The organism is Halpernia frigidisoli, from assembly GCF_900113805.1.
GTDB lineage: Bacteria > Bacteroidota > Bacteroidia > Flavobacteriales > Weeksellaceae > Halpernia > Halpernia frigidisoli.
In genome coordinates, this window is the sequence record NZ_FOQT01000002.1 from 170849 (window position 1) to 188818 (window position 17970).

13 protein-coding genes are annotated in these 17970 nt (G+C 34.2%); 3 read left to right on the forward strand and 10 right to left on the reverse strand.

Annotation, left to right across the window (positions count from 1 at the left end; genetic code table 11):
- The first annotated feature begins 15 nt into the window (after positions 1-15).
- Both BM238_RS05900 and BM238_RS05905 read left to right on the forward strand, forming a co-directional pair.
- Positions 16-2427, forward strand: coding sequence for a DUF5916 domain-containing protein (locus BM238_RS05900; RefSeq protein ID WP_090079287.1), 2412 nt, complete (start codon positions 16-18; stop codon positions 2425-2427).
- A gap of 85 nt (positions 2428-2512) precedes the next feature.
- Entirely contained in the window at positions 2513-4927 is a 2415-nt protein-coding gene (locus BM238_RS05905; RefSeq protein ID WP_090079288.1) for a DUF5916 domain-containing protein, read from the forward strand.
- A gap of 21 nt (positions 4928-4948) precedes the next feature.
- On the opposite strand, the gene BM238_RS05910 is transcribed toward BM238_RS05905, so the two are convergent.
- The gene (locus tag BM238_RS05910) at positions 4949-5194 is read right to left on the reverse strand and encodes a hypothetical protein (RefSeq protein ID WP_090079289.1); all 246 of its coding nucleotides are present in this window, start codon (positions 5192-5194) and stop codon (positions 4949-4951) included.
- A 42-nt stretch (positions 5195-5236) separates the two neighbouring features.
- Entirely contained in the window at positions 5237-6259 is a 1023-nt protein-coding gene (locus BM238_RS05915; RefSeq protein WP_090079746.1) for a 3-oxoacyl-ACP synthase III family protein, read from the reverse strand.
- 283 nt (positions 6260-6542) lie between these two features.
- Here BM238_RS05915 and BM238_RS05920 point away from each other — a divergent pair, with 283 nt between their 5' ends.
- The gene (locus BM238_RS05920) at positions 6543-7442 is read left to right on the forward strand and encodes a CorA family divalent cation transporter (protein ID WP_090079290.1); all 900 of its coding nucleotides are present in this window, start codon (positions 6543-6545) and stop codon (positions 7440-7442) included.
- A gap of 12 nt (positions 7443-7454) precedes the next feature.
- Here BM238_RS05920 and BM238_RS05925 read toward each other — a convergent pair whose 3' ends face one another.
- The 8 genes from BM238_RS05925 to BM238_RS05960 all read right to left on the reverse strand — a co-directional run bounded on the left by BM238_RS05925 (position 7455) and on the right by BM238_RS05960 (position 17836).
- Positions 7455-8516 carry an NAD(P)/FAD-dependent oxidoreductase gene (locus tag BM238_RS05925; protein ID WP_394333976.1) on the reverse strand — a complete coding sequence of 354 codons (1062 nt, stop codon included), beginning with the start codon at positions 8514-8516 and terminating at the stop codon, positions 7455-7457.
- 99 nt (positions 8517-8615) lie between these two features.
- Positions 8616-9494, reverse strand: a complete 879-nt coding sequence (gene porN, locus BM238_RS05930; RefSeq protein WP_233741939.1) for a type IX secretion system ring subunit PorN/GldN — start codon at positions 9492-9494, stop codon at positions 8616-8618.
- Positions 9495-9740: 246 nt separating this feature from the next.
- Positions 9741-11300 carry a type IX secretion system motor protein PorM/GldM gene (gene porM / locus BM238_RS05935; protein ID WP_090079292.1) on the reverse strand — a complete coding sequence of 520 codons (1560 nt, stop codon included), beginning with the start codon at positions 11298-11300 and terminating at the stop codon, positions 9741-9743.
- A 46-nt stretch (positions 11301-11346) separates the two neighbouring features.
- Complete coding sequence (porL, locus tag BM238_RS05940) at positions 11347-12021, reverse strand: type IX secretion system motor protein PorL/GldL (protein WP_090079293.1); 675 nt, start codon at positions 12019-12021, stop codon at positions 11347-11349.
- Between the two features lie 30 nt (positions 12022-12051).
- Entirely contained in the window at positions 12052-13485 is a 1434-nt protein-coding gene (porK, locus tag BM238_RS05945; RefSeq protein ID WP_090079294.1) for a T9SS ring complex lipoprotein PorK/GldK, read from the reverse strand.
- A gap of 109 nt (positions 13486-13594) precedes the next feature.
- The gene (gene glmS, locus BM238_RS05950; protein WP_090079295.1) at positions 13595-15448 is read right to left on the reverse strand and encodes a glutamine--fructose-6-phosphate transaminase (isomerizing); all 1854 of its coding nucleotides are present in this window, start codon (positions 15446-15448) and stop codon (positions 13595-13597) included.
- Between the two features lie 13 nt (positions 15449-15461).
- Entirely contained in the window at positions 15462-17051 is a 1590-nt protein-coding gene (locus BM238_RS05955) for a DUF4270 family protein (RefSeq protein WP_090079296.1), read from the reverse strand.
- 14 nt (positions 17052-17065) lie between these two features.
- Entirely contained in the window at positions 17066-17836 is a 771-nt protein-coding gene (locus BM238_RS05960; RefSeq protein WP_090079297.1) for a glycogen/starch synthase, read from the reverse strand.
- Between the last annotated feature and the right edge of the window lie 134 nt (positions 17837-17970).

The window sequence follows — 17970 nt, forward strand, 5'->3', positions numbered from 1 at the left end:
ATTTAATTTTGAGGAATGAAATTTCTTACAATCCTGATTTTTTATTTTTTTTGCAGTATTGTTTTTGGTCAAAAAACAGCGCAAGATAGTATCGCAAGAAAAATTTTAAATACCGTAAAAACTACATCTTCGCCTAAAATTGATGGTATTTTAGATGATGAAGTTTGGAAAAATGCTCCAGTAGCAAATAATTTTATTCAAAAAGATCCTGAGAACGGAAAACCTGAAGATCCGGCGTTTCGCACAGAAGTCAAAATTTTATATGATGATACGGGCATTTATTTTGGCATAAAACTTTATGATCCAGAGCCCGCAAAGATTTCAAAAGAACTTACAGAGCGTGATAATATCGGAAATGATGATTATTTTAATATTTTAATCAACGGCTACAACGATAAGCAACAAAGTCTGGAATTTTTTCTAATGCCGACCGGTGTTCAGTTTGACGCCAAATTAAATCTGGACGGAACAGAAGATGCAAACTGGAGCGCAGTTTGGTACAGTGCCGCAAAAATTAGCAACGATGGCTGGTCTATAGAAATGAAAATTCCGTATTCTGAGCTTCGTTTTCCAAAAAAAGATATCCAGCAATGGGGTATTAATTTTATCAGATATATTCGTAGAACAAAAGTAAAAACATCGTGGAATTTTATTGACAACAAAAAAGGTGGAACGACTCTTTATGACGGCGTACTGAACGGAATTGGAAATATTAAAACGCCCGTTCGACTGTCTTTTCTACCCTATTTTTCTACTTATATAAGCAGATTTGACGGTGCAAACTCAGCGAGAATTAACGGCGGAATGGACGTAAAATACGGCATCAACGAAGCTTTTACGCTGGATACCACTTTGATTCCAGATTTTGGACAAACTGCTTTTGACGACAACACTCTAAATCTTGGTCCTTTCGAACAACAATTCACGGAGAAACGTTCATTTTTTACTGAAGGAACAGAACTTTTCAGCAAAGGCAATCTTTTTTATTCCCGGCGTGTGGGTGATTACCCTTCGAGAAGTCCTGATCTGGGAGCTGATGAATCTTTAGTCGATAACATTCAAAAAGTGAAACTTTACAATGCGACTAAAATTTCCGGGAGAACAAACAAAGGTCTCGGAATCGGCTTTTTTAATGCTTTAACGGAAAAAAATAAAGTAGAAATTAAAAATGAGTTGAACGGAAATATCCGTCAGGAAATTATCGAGCCGATAGCCAACTACAATGTTTTGGTTTTAGATCAACGATTTAATGGAAATTCCTCGGTCAGTTTTATCAACACCAATGTAATGCGCGCCGGAAATTTTCGGGATGCCAACGCAACGGCTTTTTTGCTGGATGTAAAAGATAAAAAAAATAAATATAAACTTTCGGGCGGCTTCAAAGGTAGTTTAGTTAATGAATATTCTAAAATTTTTGGAACAGACATCACTGCAGGAATTAGTAAAATTTTTGGAAAAAGCAGATATGGTCTATCAGGTGAAGCTATTTCAAAAAATTATAATATTGACGATCTTGGATACACAGGCGAAACGAATTTTATAAATGCCCATGCAAACTATGGTTACAGACTTTTGCAACCAAATAAAAATTTTAACAGTATTTTCTGGAATATCGATATTAATTATGCCCGAAGAATTGATACAGATCTTTTTAAAGCCTTCACTTTTCACACAGATTTCTCACTTTTAAATAAGAAATTTGAAACTTTTGGTGGCGGTTTATTAAGCGAACCTTTTGGTACAAATGACCTTTACGAGCCAAGAACTTTTGGCAAATACTTATTTATTGGCGGTTACGTTAATCCTTTTCTTTATTTCAGCTCAGATAACCGAAAGAAATTCACCTATTACGCTTCGGTTGATTATTATATTTATTTTCAGAAAGAAATTGAAAGAATTAACACTGAACTTGATCTCGGTTACCGGCTTTCAGATTATTTTAGCGTTGATTATATCGGCAATTATAACATCAGTAATTATGAAAAAGGATTTGTCGCCAATCAAAATTCCAATATAATTATCGGCACGCGCGACCGTTCAACCGTTATCAACAGTATTTCGTCAAAATATACTTTAAATAACAGAATGTCTTTTACTTTTAGTCTGCGCTATTATTATTCTGAAGTTAATTACAGGAAATTTGGAACTTTGCAAAATGACGGTTCAGTTTCTGATACAAATAATTTTAAGGCAAATAACCAAACTTATAATTCCTTTAATGTCGATTTGCGGTATTCATGGTGGTTTGCGCCGGGAAGTCAAATTACTCTACTTTATCAAAACGCAGCGCAAGATTATTTAAATTATTCCAGAATTAATTTTAGAAATAATTTCAGGAATTTATTTAATGATCCGATGAGCAATACTTTAAGTTTAAAATTAACTTATTTCATCGATTATAATTCAGTGAGAAATATTTTAAAATAAAGTAACCAAAAACTTTTTTTCTAAGTAATTTTCTTTTGAATGTAACACTTCCATATGTTAGGTTGTCTTATTTTAAAACCAAACCATGAGACTTTGTTACCTGATCTTTTTCTTTATTTTTTGCCAGTTTACTTTTGCTCAAAAAAAGGACAATGACAGTATTTTCCGAAAAGAAATTTCTGCAGTTAAAACTTCTCAGGCACCAAAAATTGACGGTATTTTAGATGATGAAGTCTGGCAAAATGTTCCTGTCGCAAAAAACTTCGTAGAATTTCAACCGGAGAACGGAAAAGCGGAAGCACCGGAATTTCGGACAGAAGTGAAAATTCTATACGATGATACGGCTTTATACATCAGCGCGATGATGTTTGATCCCGAACCTTCTAAAATTGCAAAAGAATTAGTGGAACGTGACAATATCGGGAATGATGACTTTTTTGATTTTTTAATAAATGGTTACAACGATAAACAGCAAAGTTTAGAATTTATCGTTATGCCAAGCGGCGTGCAATTCGATGCAAAACTGACCAATGATAACGAAGACGAAAACTGGAGCGCAGTTTGGTTCAGTGCCGCAAAAATAACGGAAAATGGCTGGAATGTCGAAATGAAAATTCCGTTTTCTGAATTGCGTTTTCCAAAAAAAGACATTCAAAAATGGGGAATGAACTTTATCCGTTTTACCAGAAGAAATAAAGTGAAAACAACATGGAATTTTGTTGACAACAAGAAAAATTCTCTGCTTCTCTTTGATGGTGTTTTAAACGGTATCGAAAACATAAATACGCCGGTGAGATTATCTTTTCTACCCTATTTCTCCACCTATTTAAATAATTACGACAGCAAGACAACAGCAAGCGTAAATGGCGGGATGGACGTAAAATATGGGATTACGGACGCTTTTACCCTGGACACAACTTTAATTCCTGATTTTGGACAAACTGCTTTTGATGATAATGTTTTAAATCTTGGTCCTTTCGCACAACAGTTTACAGAAAAAAGGTCTTTTTTTACAGAAGGGACAGAATTATTTAACAAAGGAAATCTTTTTTATTCCCGTCGTGTAGGCGATTTTCCTTCCAGAAATCCAAACTTAAGCGATGATGAAAGTTTGGTAGAAAACGTGCAAAAAGTTAAACTTTTAAACGCAACAAAAATTTCAGGAAGAACAAACAAAGGTTTAGGAATTGGTTTTTTTAACGGAATTACAAAAAAAACCGACATCAATATTATAAATAATGTGACGGGACAATTGCGGACGGAAACTTTAGAACCTCTTGCAAATTATAATGTGATCGTTTTAGATCAGCGTTTTAATGGAAATTCTTCGGTATCTTTTGTAAACACAAACGTGACGCGCGCCGGCGATTTTCGCGATGCAAATGTTACCGCTATTTTAGCAAATTTAACGGACAAAAAAAACAGATATAATATTTACGGCAATGTGAAAGGCAGTTACGTAAAGGATAACAGCAAAATATTTGGAACGGACATTTCCGCCGGTGCGGGGAAAATATTTGGAAAAAGTCGCTATTATCTAGATTTTGAATCTATTTCAAAAAACTATAATATTGATGATCTCGGCTACACAGGTCCGACAAATTATTATAATTTTCACGGTTATTACGGCTATCATATGTTGCAGCCTAACGAAAGTTATAACAATGTCAACTGGAATAACAATGTAAATTACGCCCGTAGAATTGACACAGATCTTTTTAAAGTTTTAGATTATCAAAGTAATCTTAGTTTACAGGATAAAAAATTTCGGAATTACACTTTAGGATTGCACGTTTATCCAATCGGTGAAAATGATATTTATGAACCGCGGACTTTCGGGAAATATCTTTTTATCCCTGCAAGCATCAATCCTTATATTTATTTTAACTCTGACAACCGTAAAAAATTAACCTATAATTTCGCCATTGATTATTACATGTACGATCAAACCGCAAGAAACAGAATGTATAACGAACTTGGTTTTAGTTACCGATTTTCCGATCATTTTTCCCTTGGATACGATGGTTCCTCAGATATCAGTAATCAGGAAAAAGGATTTGCGGGCAATCAAAATTCTAATATTTATATAGGAACCAGAAACAGAAATACTTACACAAACGGTCTTACTTCAAAATATACTTTGAGCAACACGATGTCTTTTAACTTTAGTCTGCGTCATTATTACACAGAAGTTAATTACAAAAATTTTGGAATTTTACAGGAAAATGGACGTGTTTCTGATGTTGGCAATTATAAAAGAAACAACCAAACTTACAATTCCTGGAATGTTGATCTGCGTTATTCGTGGTATTTTGCGCCCGGAAGTCAGCTTACTTTGCTTTACCAGAATGCGGTTCAAAATAATTTAGATTATTCGGGCATCAGATTTAGAAATAATTTTAAAAATCTTTTTGACGAACCTGTCAACAATACTTTAAGTTTAAAAATTACTTATTTTATTGATTACAACTCGGTAAAACATCTTTTAAGAAAAGGCTAAAATAAAAATTGAGCTGAAATTTTAAGTCAACTCAATTATTTCTTCTATTTTTAAATTTTCAAAATGTAAATCATCCTTTAGAGAGAAAATAAACAAGTCATTCCGTTTATTTTCTCCACCAATTAAAGCGTCGGAAGGCACAATATTTTTAAGATTGTAAACTTCTAATTTTGAATTTATTTCTAAATTTAAATTTTCTGACTTTAATAATCGACCAAGAATATAACCGTTTTTATATTTAAATTCAATTTTAAAAATGATTTTCACAAAAACAGTTTTTCTTTAAATTTTAATTAAAATATTCGTTTTTTAATATTCAAATAAAATACTTCCCCAGGTAAAACCGCTGCCAAAAGCTGATAAACAAATAAGATCACCACGTTTTACTTTGCCCTGTTCCACTGCTTCGCTTAAAGCCAAAGGAATTGAAGCCGCGGTTGTATTGCCGTATTTTTGAATATTATTAAATACTTTTTCTTCAGGTAAATTTAATTTTTTCTGTACAAACTGCGCAATTCTCAAATTTGCCTGATGTGGAATAAACATATCAAGATCTTCAAGGGTTTTTCCGGCTTTATCTAAAACTTCCATTATAGTTTCAGGAAAACGGGTTACAGCATGTTTAAAAACAAAATTACCGTTCATTATCGGATAAATTTCTTCCGGCGTTACAACTCCGGGTTCTAAAATAGTTCGGTCACTCCAGCCAAATTTGGAACCTGGAAATTTTGTACAAAGTTCTTCAGCGTATTTTCCCTCGGAATGTAAATTTGTTGCTAAAATTCCCTGTCTTTTTTCATCGTTTGAGGCTGATAAAATTACAGCTCCGGCGCCATCACCAAAAATAACGGAAACACCTCGTCCGGCATCAGAAAAATCCAAACCAAAAGAATGAACTTCTGCACCGATCACTAAAATATTTTTATACTCTCCTGATTTAATGAAAGCATTTGCTACACTCATCGCATAAACAAATCCTGAACATTGATTTCTAACATCCAATGCACCGATCGTGTCACAACCCAACATTTCCTGAACTAAAACTCCACAACCTGGAAAAAAATAATCCGGACTTAATGTGGCGAAAATGATAAAATCAAGATCTTTTGCGCTTAAATCTGCATTTTTAAGAGCACTTTCTGAAGCTTTAAAACCTAAAAATGCAGTGGTTTCTTCGGCATCATTTCTATTTTTTCGGTGTCGTCTTTCTTTAATTCCTGTTCTTTCGGTGATCCACTCATCATTTGTGGTCATCAATTTTGAAAGATCATCATTTGTGACAATATTTTCCGGTACATAATGTCCGATACCGGCAATTATACTTTTAGGCATTTTTTTTATTTGTGTAAAAATAAGAAAATCTAAATTAATTATGACAAACATAATTGATTGCGACCAACTGCAGCCCGACCTGAGTGGAGCTCTTTTTGTGAGGCGCAAAGCCGAACAAAAAAGCAGGAACGGAGGGCGGAAAAAGCTGCCATAAAAAATAAAAAACGACTTTTCTAGGAAATCAAATGCTTCCGAAATTATATAATCAACAGGTTTCGGGTAAAGTAATTAATTGTGAAAAAAATATCCTTTTAAAAAGAGATTTTTACATTAAATTTGTGAAATGGCGATAGAAATTTTCCTTAAAAATGAACACTGTGAGTGGATTGACGTAGTTGCACCAACTGCAGAAGACCTAAAATTTATCCACGAGCGTTATTCCATAAATCATTTGCTTTTAGAAGATACAATTGATGCCAACCACCTTCCTAAATTTGAAAAAGTAGATGAAGTCATGTTTTATCTGATGCGCGAAAATACGGAACTTGAGCGCACGAACCTGAGCAGCATTAGTGATGTAAGTACAAAACTTGGAGTTTTCATTTTTGAAAAAACCATTATCACAATTCACCGCATGAAAAACCGAAGCATTCAGGAAACAAAGGTAGAAGCCGAAAAAAAGGCTGAAGCAATTCGAAAAGAGGATATTGCACTTCTTTTAGGAATGAAAGTGCTTAAATCTTATGACAGCGAAGGCAGCCATCTACTGGATGTTTTAGATAAAATGGAAGACCAGATCTTTCTTAAAAATGCACACGACAGCAACCAGATCCGGAGACTTTACAAAATAAAAAGAAAGGCTGGACTTAATACCAGAATTTTAAATATTTCTACTTCGTGGGTTGAAAAATTTAGTTTACTTAATTTGATTGATTCTGAAATCGTTGATTTAAAGGACAAACATAAAGACGTAATTGCAGATTTTGACCATTTAAATTCGCAGGTTACCAATTTAATTTCCATGTTCATCGCGCTTTCCGATCAAAAAGCGAATCAGGTTATGAAACTTTTGGCCATATTTTCGGTTTATTTTTTACCGATCACATTTATCGCCGGCGTTTATGGAATGAACTTCGATTTTATGCCGGAACTGCATTTAAAACATGGTTATTTTTACGTCTTAGGTTTAATGTTGACAATTGAGATCACCATTTTTATTTATATGCGTAGAAAAAAATGGTAGAAATGTAAATTTTTATTTAAAACGCTTCAAGTCGATTTCTTCTAAAAGCGGTTTATCTTTTTCTATAAAATCAAAAAGATCTTTAGCGAAGAAGTTTCCATTTAAAATACCGCGAGCTCCAAGACCGTTAAAAACGTAAAGATCTTCATGTTTTTCATGTCGGCCGATAATTGGTCTTCTGTCCGCGACGGTGGGTCTAAATGCGAAATTGACATCTGTGATTTCATATTGATGTTCATAGAAATCTTCCAGAGAACTTTTTAAATCTTCGACAGAATTTTCATTTATTTCATTTTCCAAATGATCGCGGTCATGCGTGCCGCCGTAATAATATTGATCTTCTGACATTGGAAAAAGGAAATATTTTTTCTTAAATGTTTTATTTTCCAAAGATCTAGAGAGTTTCAAATTAAGCTGATGACCTTTATTCGGAATTAAAGGAATATTATTAAAAAAAGGATTGTTTTTTACTGCCATTCCTTCGGCAAAAACAATATTTTTAAATTTAAATTTTTGGTAAATATTTCTTTCTACATCCAATTCTTCATATTTAAAAAATTCCTCTATTAAATGGTTATTTTCAAGTAAATAAAGGAAAAAATCTTTAAAAAAATCTTCAACATTTAGACGTCCGGATTGCATAACTTCGCCTGTTTGAAAAGGATTTTTTACCATTTCCAGAGATTCGAAATCTGCGTGGAGGAAAGATTCCAAATCTGCACGCATGCTTTTTTTCGCCCAAACTTCACGTTCAGTTTCTTCATGCAAAATCCGGTGAATTGGTTCGTTGATCCAGTAATTTTTTCCCGTGTAAATCGAAATTTCCTGTAAAGTTTTTTGGAGTGCATCTAGCTGCTCCTGCGCTAACCAAAATCTCGTAAAACGCTTTAAAACCAAAGGATTAATAATACCGGCAGAAATATGAGAAGCACTTTTTACACCACCAGAAAACAAAATGAATGTTTTGTTATTTTTAATTAATTGGTGAGCGAAAAATAAGGCACCATAACCGTCGCCAACAATTATATAATCAACGTTTTTAATTTGATCCGGTGAATTTATTTGTGAAGTCATAAAAAATAGAAATTGCCAAAATTAATTTTGAAAAAAAAAATTAAAATAAAAAAACCTGAGCAAAGATACTCAGGTTTTTGTTAAATAATTTTACTTGGTTTAATAAGACCACATATCATTTTCCATTTGCAGGATCTGATTTTTTATACGGTCACTTTCATCCAATTGCGCCTGCGCGTCTTTTGGAATATAATCTTTAATAACTCCTGTTCCCAAACCATTATCAACTTTGTAGATAATTGAGGAGAATCTTCTCGCATTTAAAACATCATCGTAACTAACGTTTGTAGATAAATTCTTACTATTAAATACAATATTATTAGCTAAAACTTTACGAGCATCCGGATAATATACCCAGAAAAGGTCGATTAATTCGTCTTTAGAAGCTAAGGGTTGACCGTCCGGACCATACTGTCCCATTGTTGAAGGATCCTGACCCATTGCACAAATCCCAAGAAGGCGATATTTCATTTCACCATCTCTCTTGTTGATGTACCACATACCTTTTATTTTTAAAACCTTAACATTTTCAGTTTTGGTTTCGTAAACATTTGTATATTCTTTTTTCTCTTCATCAGTAAGTTTACCATTTTGATTGATCAAATCAGTTCCAGCGTCAGTAATTACAGCGTTTCTCGTACGGGCTGCAATTGCATCTGGACTTAATCTCGTTGTAAACAATTCATCATCATAAACTTCTTTGATTTCTCCATTATTAACCGCATCTAATAAAATTTGGTACAAAGATTTATTTTGAGAAACAAGACCGTCTTCATTATGATAAAAAGGCTGATTTAGCTTTTCATTCATATCTAGAACTTCCCAGGTCAACATACTTTTTAGAACGTCCTTATCTTCAATAAAGCCATACTTTAAAGGTTCTGTTTTAGTGGAAACCATAGAATCACCTTGCTTCATCATTCCCAATTCTCTATATTTTCTAAATGATTCCGGAGATTTAGCATTCAGAATTGACATTGAGTTAACAGGCTCTTCAGGAACATCAGCAACAGTGGGAGTTGAAGCTTCTGCGGCAGCGGCTGCCTCAACAGCAGCAGTGTCCGCTCCAGTTTCTACCTTAGGTTGAACAGCTTTCGTGGTCTTTGCTTTACGTTTAGTGGTTTTTCTTTTTTGTGCATTTAAACCAAGAAAACCAAAAGCTAAAAGCAGAAATAATATCTTTCTCATTTTTATAGAAAATTATCTTTTTTTAATTAAACGCAATTATTGAACGTTTATTACAATAGGCGGAATTTGTTTTAAAACCTGATTTCCTAAACCTGTTGCAGTTGCAGAAATATTGTAAATATAAGCAACATCTCCATTTCTTAAATTCTTTGTCAAAGCAGCTACACCTGAAAGTGAATTTCCGTTTACTAACAACGCAGCTCTACCAGGAACTTTAAACATAAAACTGTTTACCGAAAAGCTTACAGGGAAGTCAAAATCAGGCATCACAGCGCTAACTTTTTGATTCGCGATTGAACTTGCAGGCATCGAAACTACAGATTTACCTTGAACCTCACCTACTGGTGGTGGTACACTTTTAATTCTGAAAGGAAATGCCTGAGATATTGTCGCCCCTTTCGAATCTTTACCTGAAATAGTTAAAGTTACAGTTGCGCCACCTCCAGGCGTTACTACCCACTTACCTCTACCACCACTTACAGAAGCGCCTGGCGCAGATAGCGAAAGTCCGCCTGTGTCTGCTCCCAACACTGAACCCGTTATTGGATTTGGTAAACCACGGTATAAAACATTCATTTTATCTGCAGAAAGTAAAGCACCTTTTTGAGCTACTAATTCATTCACACCGTTTACGACATTATATATTTGACTGTATGGTAAATCGTGTACAACACCTCTTTTGTCCGAAAAAGAAATTTTACCTGCAAAAGTTTTCTGTCCAGCGGAACTTGTATTTAAATTTGTAATACCCTGACCGTTTGTTACGGTTAAACCTGGCATAGATAATCCCGGAACCGAATTGGAATAATTACCAATAGAAACTTTAGCAACTGCAGTTTCGCCCTGAACAACCTGTGTTGGTGCAGAAACGATCGCCTGATACGCATCAAATTTAATATCAGCATCAATTTTTTCCTGTAGCATTAGTGATAAAGCGTCTGCCTGAATACCTCTTACTGAAGACTGAATAACTTCCATATTTGACAAAGCAGCAATTAACGGCTGATTGTAAAATTTATATTGAATCCAGTTTTTTCCTTTAATTTTCGAAGGTAAAACTGTAATCATTTGTGCGTTCGCTCTTTGCACAACGCTACTCATGTTTTTATTACCTCCAAAAGTTTGGTTTACAAAAGTTCTAAATTCATTTATTTGATTTTGTACTTCTTTTGCTTTATTAGAAGGTGAATTTTCATCGCCGTCTGCAAAAAACATTTTAGTGGAAGGTTCTGTATTATTTAAAGAGGTAAAATTCTCTTCAACATTTAAATTTGGATCAAATTCTGCCTGTTTAATAAGTTCTCCTTTAATCCCATCTAAGTTGCTAACCAAGATATCAGCTTTAGCTTTTAGACTTTCATAATTTTGTAAAGGAACCTGAAAATTTTCCGGAGAACTTTCGGCTTTTGCCTTTAAAGTACGCTCAAAAATACCATTGTTATTTTGAGTTAATGTTCGTGTATCCTGTAATGATTGATTTGTATCCTGATAAGATCTGATGATGTCCTGATCGATCGTCATTGCAAGCATTGCAATGAAAACCAGATACATCAGGTTGATCATCTTCTGACGAGGTGTTTGTTTTCCTTGAGCCATTTAAATAAAGTTTTGTTATACGTTAGTAATTAAAATTAAAGAAAAACTAAGCTTTCATTGCGTTTAACATACCGCCGTAAACTCTATTAAGATTACTTAAATTAGAAGTAAGACCCTGTAATTCTGTATTGAAATTTTCAGAGTGTTGCGCAGATTTCTGCATATCTTCTACATATTTTTTGCTGTATTCTGATTGCGTTCTTCCATGCTCTAATTGAAGTGCATAAAGTGCATTCATACTTTCTAAGTGTGAGGAAGCTAAAACCAATTGGTCATTATATTTTTGAGTAGAAGCTGAAACATCAACTGTTTCATTAATTTTTTGAACAGAATCTGAAAATTTATCCAATCCTGATTTTAATCTTTCAAATAAAGACACATCTAAATTAGCATCTGCTAACATTTTATCTAATTTATCAGAAAGTGAAACATTTAAATCATCTGAAGCGAAAGCTACAGTTTTGCGCGGAACAGCTACTGCATTTGCATCCAATAATTCCGGGTAAACATTTTCCCAGGCGTAAGATTCTTCTGAACGTGGCGCGTCAAACGCAAAAATAATAAAGATAATAGCTTCAGTTATAAGACCAATTGCCAAAGTAACATTTCCCGTTAGTGGCCCTAAATGCCAGTGGGTCATTTTGAATAATGCTCCAAGGATTACGATTGCTGCACCGATAGAATAAATAAAATTGTAAACACCTTCTTTAGATTTAAACATGCTTTTATAAGTTTTTTTTGTTAAGTTTTATTAATTAGTTTTTTTTCTGTATTTCGCTGTTCCTTCGGGAATATCTTGCACGGTTCTAAACCCGATGTAACTTCTTGCAGAATCTTTTCTTTCCCAATCTCTGTAACCTGTCATCAAAAGATAAGAAACATCTTTCCAGGAACCTCCGCGAACCGTTTTCTTCACATCTCTGTAAGCCTGATTAGACAAATACGGATTTAAAGTTGATGAAAACTGGTAAGTTGAGTTGCTGTAAGGTGATTCTGTCCATTCTGAAACATTGCCGGCCATATCAAAAAGTCCGAAATTGTTTTTAGGAAATGATTTTACAGGAGCTGTGTAAGTATAACCTTGTTTGGAAGCTTTTCCGTCTTCGTTTTCGATATAATTACCACGTTTTGGTTTAAAATTAGCCAAATAACATCCTCTATCATCTTGCAAATACGGGCCTCCCCAAGGATAAGTTGCATTTTCGATGCCACCTTTCGCTGCGTATTCCCACTCAGCTTCTGTTGGTAAACGAAATGCCATTGGTTTTTGCTTTTTCTTTTTTAAACTTTCGTTGTAATCCGATTTTAATTTGGATTTAAAATTACAGTAAGCTCTTGCCTGATCCCAAGTTACACCAACAACAGGATAATTTTTGTAAGCATTATGCCAAAAATATCCATCATATAAAGGTTCATTGTAAGCATAGTTAAAATCTTTAACCCAAACTGTAGTATCAGGATAAACTGCGATACTTTCTTTCTTTAAATATTGAGTTCCTCTGCCTTTATCTTTCACAGCAGCTTCAACATCTTCCCACTGGTAAGAATATTTTAGTTTATTAGCGTCAATAACTCTCTCATTATTGATTCTTTTAGCTGGTGGCAAGTACATTGATTCCATTACTTCTGCATATTTTGCATCTGGGTAACTTGAAGTATTGTAAGTTAAAGGAACTGTCCAGTCTAATCTCTTAGATTCATCATAACCGTCTCTTCCGCCTTTTTCTTCCAGATATTGTTGGTATGGTGTTGCTTCTCCGCCAGCTTTTTTAGCTAAATAAGCGTAATCAGCGATTCCCGTTCCGTTACCATCTGATCCGCCGTCACCTGCTGCTTCTGCAAGCAAACTTCTGGCGATAGAATCTTTAACATAATTTATGAAAACTCTGTATTCTGAATTAGTAATTTCAGTTTCGTCCATAAAAAAGGAAGAAACTGTTACGGTTTTAAGCGGCGCTTTTTCAGGCGAATTGGTAAAATCCTGATCTGCCATACCCATTACGAATGAACCTGCAGAAATTGCAACCATTCCGTAAGGTCTTTCAGCAACGAAACTTTTAGATTTTTCACGGGAAACAAGTTCACCTTTCGTTTTCGAACCAGGCTTTTCGGCACGGGAACTTCCTCCTTTGCCACAGGAAATTATTAAGCTTGTAGTTAATAGTAAAAGAAATACTCTTTTCATGCTATTCTTTGAAATTAAGCGGTAAATATATAATTTTTTTAAAAACAATTTAGATTTTTTTAAGAGAAACGGGAAAAACTATTTAATATTTTATAATAATATTATTATTTTATTCAACTGTTACAGATTTTGCCAAATTTCTTGGTTGATCTACATTTGCACCTCTCTTCACAGCAATATAATAAGCCAATAATTGCAATGGAACAGAAGCTATGATTGGAGAAAAACATTCTGAAGTTTCCGGGAATTCAATTACATAATCCGCAAGATTCGCAACCTGAACATCACCTTTATTTACTAACGCAATTACTTTCCCTTTTCTTGCCTTGATCTCCTGAACATTACTAACAACTTTGTCATAATGACCTTGTTTTGGTGCAATAATAACGATCGGCATGTTTTCGTCTATCAACGCAATCGGTCCGTGTTTCATTTCTGCGGCTGGATATCCTTCTGCATGAATGTAAGAAATTTCTTTTAATTTTAAAGCGCCTTCTAATGCTGCAGGGAAATTATAACCTCTTCCCAGATAAAGAAAATTCTGAGCGTCAACAAAATCTTTTGCAATTTCCTTCACAAGATCATGAGTTGTAGATAAAACCTCTTCCACTTTTTTAGGTAAAGCATCAAGTTCTGTAATTAATCTCATAAATTCTACATTGCTCAAATTACCATTATGTTTACCTAATTTTAAGGCAATTAATGATAAAATTGTCAACTGAGAAGTAAAAGCTTTCGTGGATGCAACACCGATTTCAGGCCCAGCATGTGTATATGAACCTGCATCTGTAAATCTAGAAATAGAGGAATCAACCACATTACAAATACCAAAAACAAATGCTCCTTTTTCTTTAGCGAGCTTTATCGCAGCCATTGTATCTGCCGTTTCACCAGACTGAGAAATCGCAATAACAACATCTTTATTAGTTACAATAGGATTTCTGTAGCGAAATTCTGATGCGTATTCTACCTCAACAGGAATTCTTGCAAATTCTTCAATTAAATATTCGCCGATCAAACCAGCATGCCAGGAAGTTCCGCAGGCGATGATGATAATTCTTTCTGCTTTTGTAAGACGTTCTAAATTATCCCATATCCCGGCCATTTTAATGATACCTTCGTCAACAAGCAATCTTCCTCTTAACGTATCGTGGATTGATTTTGGCTGCTCAAAAATTTCTTTTAGCATAAAATGCTCGTAACCTCCTTTTTCAATTTGCTCTAAACTCAATTTTAACTCCTGAATGGCAGGTGTGATTTTAACATTATCCTTGATATTTCTAATATCAACACCATTTTCCAAAGAGATTGTAGCCATGTGACCTTCCTCCAAATAAACAGCTTCTTTCGTAAATTCTACAAAAGGTGACGCATCGGAAGCAATGAAAAACTCACCATCTCCCAAACCAATCGCCAAAGGAGATCCTAATCTTCCCACGACCAAAACACCTGGATAATCTTCATGCATTACCGTAATTGCGTAAGCGCCATAAACTTCATTTAATGAATATCTTACCGCAGTAGGAAAATCAAGAGAAGAATCATTTGCCATGAAATATTCGATCAGGTTCACTAAAACTTCCGTGTCAGTTTCTGATTTAAATGTATAACCTTTACCCAGCAACATGGTTTTTATAGTATCGTAGTTTTCTATGATACCGTTGTGAACCAAAGCTATTTTTTGATTATTAGAGCTGTGTGGATGAGAATTATTGTCACTTGGTACGCCGTGAGTTGCCCATCTTGTGTGACCCATTCCCGTATGTGAAATACCTTTTAAATCACCAGAAATTTTAACAAGATCTTCAACTTTGCCTTTTGTTTTAGCTGTGTGAAGTTTTTTTTGTTCATCTTCAACAACTATACCCGCACTGTCGTATCCTCTATATTCAAGCCTTCTAAGACCGTTGATAACGATATTATATGAGTCCTGAAAACCTGTGTAACCTACTATTCCACACATATTATTCTATTTTTTATTGTTTTGATGTATATATTATTCTTAACTGTGCGCGCTTGTCTGAAGCAGGATCAGATCCCACTAAAACTACAGCGTTTGGTGTGTAAGCACGATCATTGAAATTTTGACCGTAAGGTAAAAACTGTGGATAAAGTATGGGTGCTAAACCAACGTATTGTCCAGAAGATAAATCTCTTAGATAATCACCTACATTTAAAATAAGGTCTTTATTCGGTGCGCCGGTCTCAATGATATCTTTTACAGTTTTTGTAAGATCAATATCATAATATGCAGGATTTGAATAGAGATTATTCACTGTGAACACACTGAAATTAGGATTTGAAGAATACGTTGAAAATTCTTTTAGAAAAGTCCCCACATCTTTTTGCTGAATTAAAAATCTTTTGGGTTTTTTAAAATTATTAGTCCAGGATGCATCCGTGTATAACCTTATCTTGGCAGACAAAATACCAGCTTTCTGATTTAAATATAAATTTCTGAGTGATGTGATAGTTAAATCTGGAATTTTTAAACCAATACCAGGTCCTCCCATTCCCTGTGGAAATAATTTTTTATCACCAAATAGAGGATTTGAAGTTGCCAAAGCACTTGCAACGGCAGTTCCGCTTCTGTTATAATCCACTTTTTGGTAATGAACATTGTTCGCACCCAAGTCTAGAGAAACAGTACTCTGAGGTCTGGTAGTTGTACCGCCTGCAACAAGATCATTTTTATAATAGATCTGTAGTGTAATTTCGTTTGGATTAAATTTAAATAAATAACCATCATTTTCTGCTACGGATATTTTTAAACCTTTAAAATATCTAATAAATGTTGAAACATCACCTAACTCCGAAGATCCGGATTTAGCTACAATTTTACTTTGAAAAAAAGCTGCATCTAAAGGAATTCTTAATGAAGCAGTTCGGTCAACCAAAACAGAGTTATCACTGTTCTTTTTAATATTCACGGAAGTAATATCTCCGTTAAATACTTTTGAACCGATCAGCGCGCCTTCTGCAAAATTCATATTAGAAAAAAGTTTAGTCTGATTTGATCCCATAAAATCATTTACCTCATTGACATTGATCGTAAGATTTGTTTTACCTCCAATCTTTGTTCTTCCATATTTCAAACTAATTGGATAAGTGTTGACGACCTTTGTAGAAAGTACATTTCCATCTGGATAATTAAAACTTGTATTTGTTGTAGTTTTAATAGAATCTGCGGAAAATTGAGGTTTAATGGTAACAATGACAGAATCAACTGTAGCATTTGTTCCAAAAGTAAGAGGATAAGTTGGCAGTCTTAACTGCGTAAAATAGGAAGATTTCTGAACGCCAAATTGTGGGACATTAAATGCACCAAGAACAACTGAATCCAACACTTTGCTAGCACCAATTTGAAACCCATCTGTTCTTACCGTGTCATTATGAGAAATATTATAGGCTGTAAGATCATTTAAAACCACGCCATCCTGTGCCGCTCCGGGCTGAAAAAATTGCGCACCGAGATTATCAGCGTCAGATTCACAATTTATAAGCAACAGACTGCCCATAATTGCAAATAATGAAATCTGCAACAGTCTTTGAATTTTTTTAGTCATTTATTTAAATTCTATTAGTAAATTTTATTGAAAGAATCAGAGCCTAAATATTCTGATTTTTGAACGGTTGTAGAGTTAAATTTCTCATCAAGGTCACCCTCTAAAAATTCGTCGCCTTTTAAGACAACATCTACAAACTCTACACTTTCCAGCAGAAAGGTTTCTGAACTTGGATTTTCTAGAGACGTAAAATTTGATATATTATCAAATCTTAGTTTTTCCTCTATATTATTACTGAAAGGCACTTTGTCTTCATTATACAAAGACATAACGATTTTAGTATCGTTGAAATAGGAGTCTTTTTTGTAAAAAGTTTTTAAATAAATTGGAATAAACGCAGACATCCAGCCATTTAAGTGAATAACATCCGGAACCCAGTTTAATTTTTTTATTGTTTCTATCACACCTCTTGCAAAGAATATGGCGCGTTCATCATTATCTTCGAAAAAAGATGTTTCATCATCTCCGTAATAATGTTTTCTTTTAAAATATTCATCATTGTCGATGAAATAAACCTGAAGTCTCTCTCCGGGCAGGGAAGCCACTTTTATAATCAAAGGTTGATCCAGATCATTGATGATAATGTTCATTCCAGAAAGTCTTATCACTTCGTGAAGCTGAAACTTTCTCTCACTGATACTGCCAAATCGGGGCATGAAAACGCGAACGTCATTACCTGCCTGATGCATCTTCAATGCCATCTTATTTACCATAGTTCCCATATTGCTGTCTTCCTGATAAGGGTGCAACTCTGTGGTTACGTATAGTATTTTCTTATTCTGCATATTATTTTTGTAGTTACTTCCTAGCAGGAGCGTCCTCCGGCTTTAGTTTGCAAAATTACGAAAATTTAGAATAATAAATTTTATTTAACATTTATTTAATACAAAGGCACTTGCAGCGCGCTTTATAATAAAAA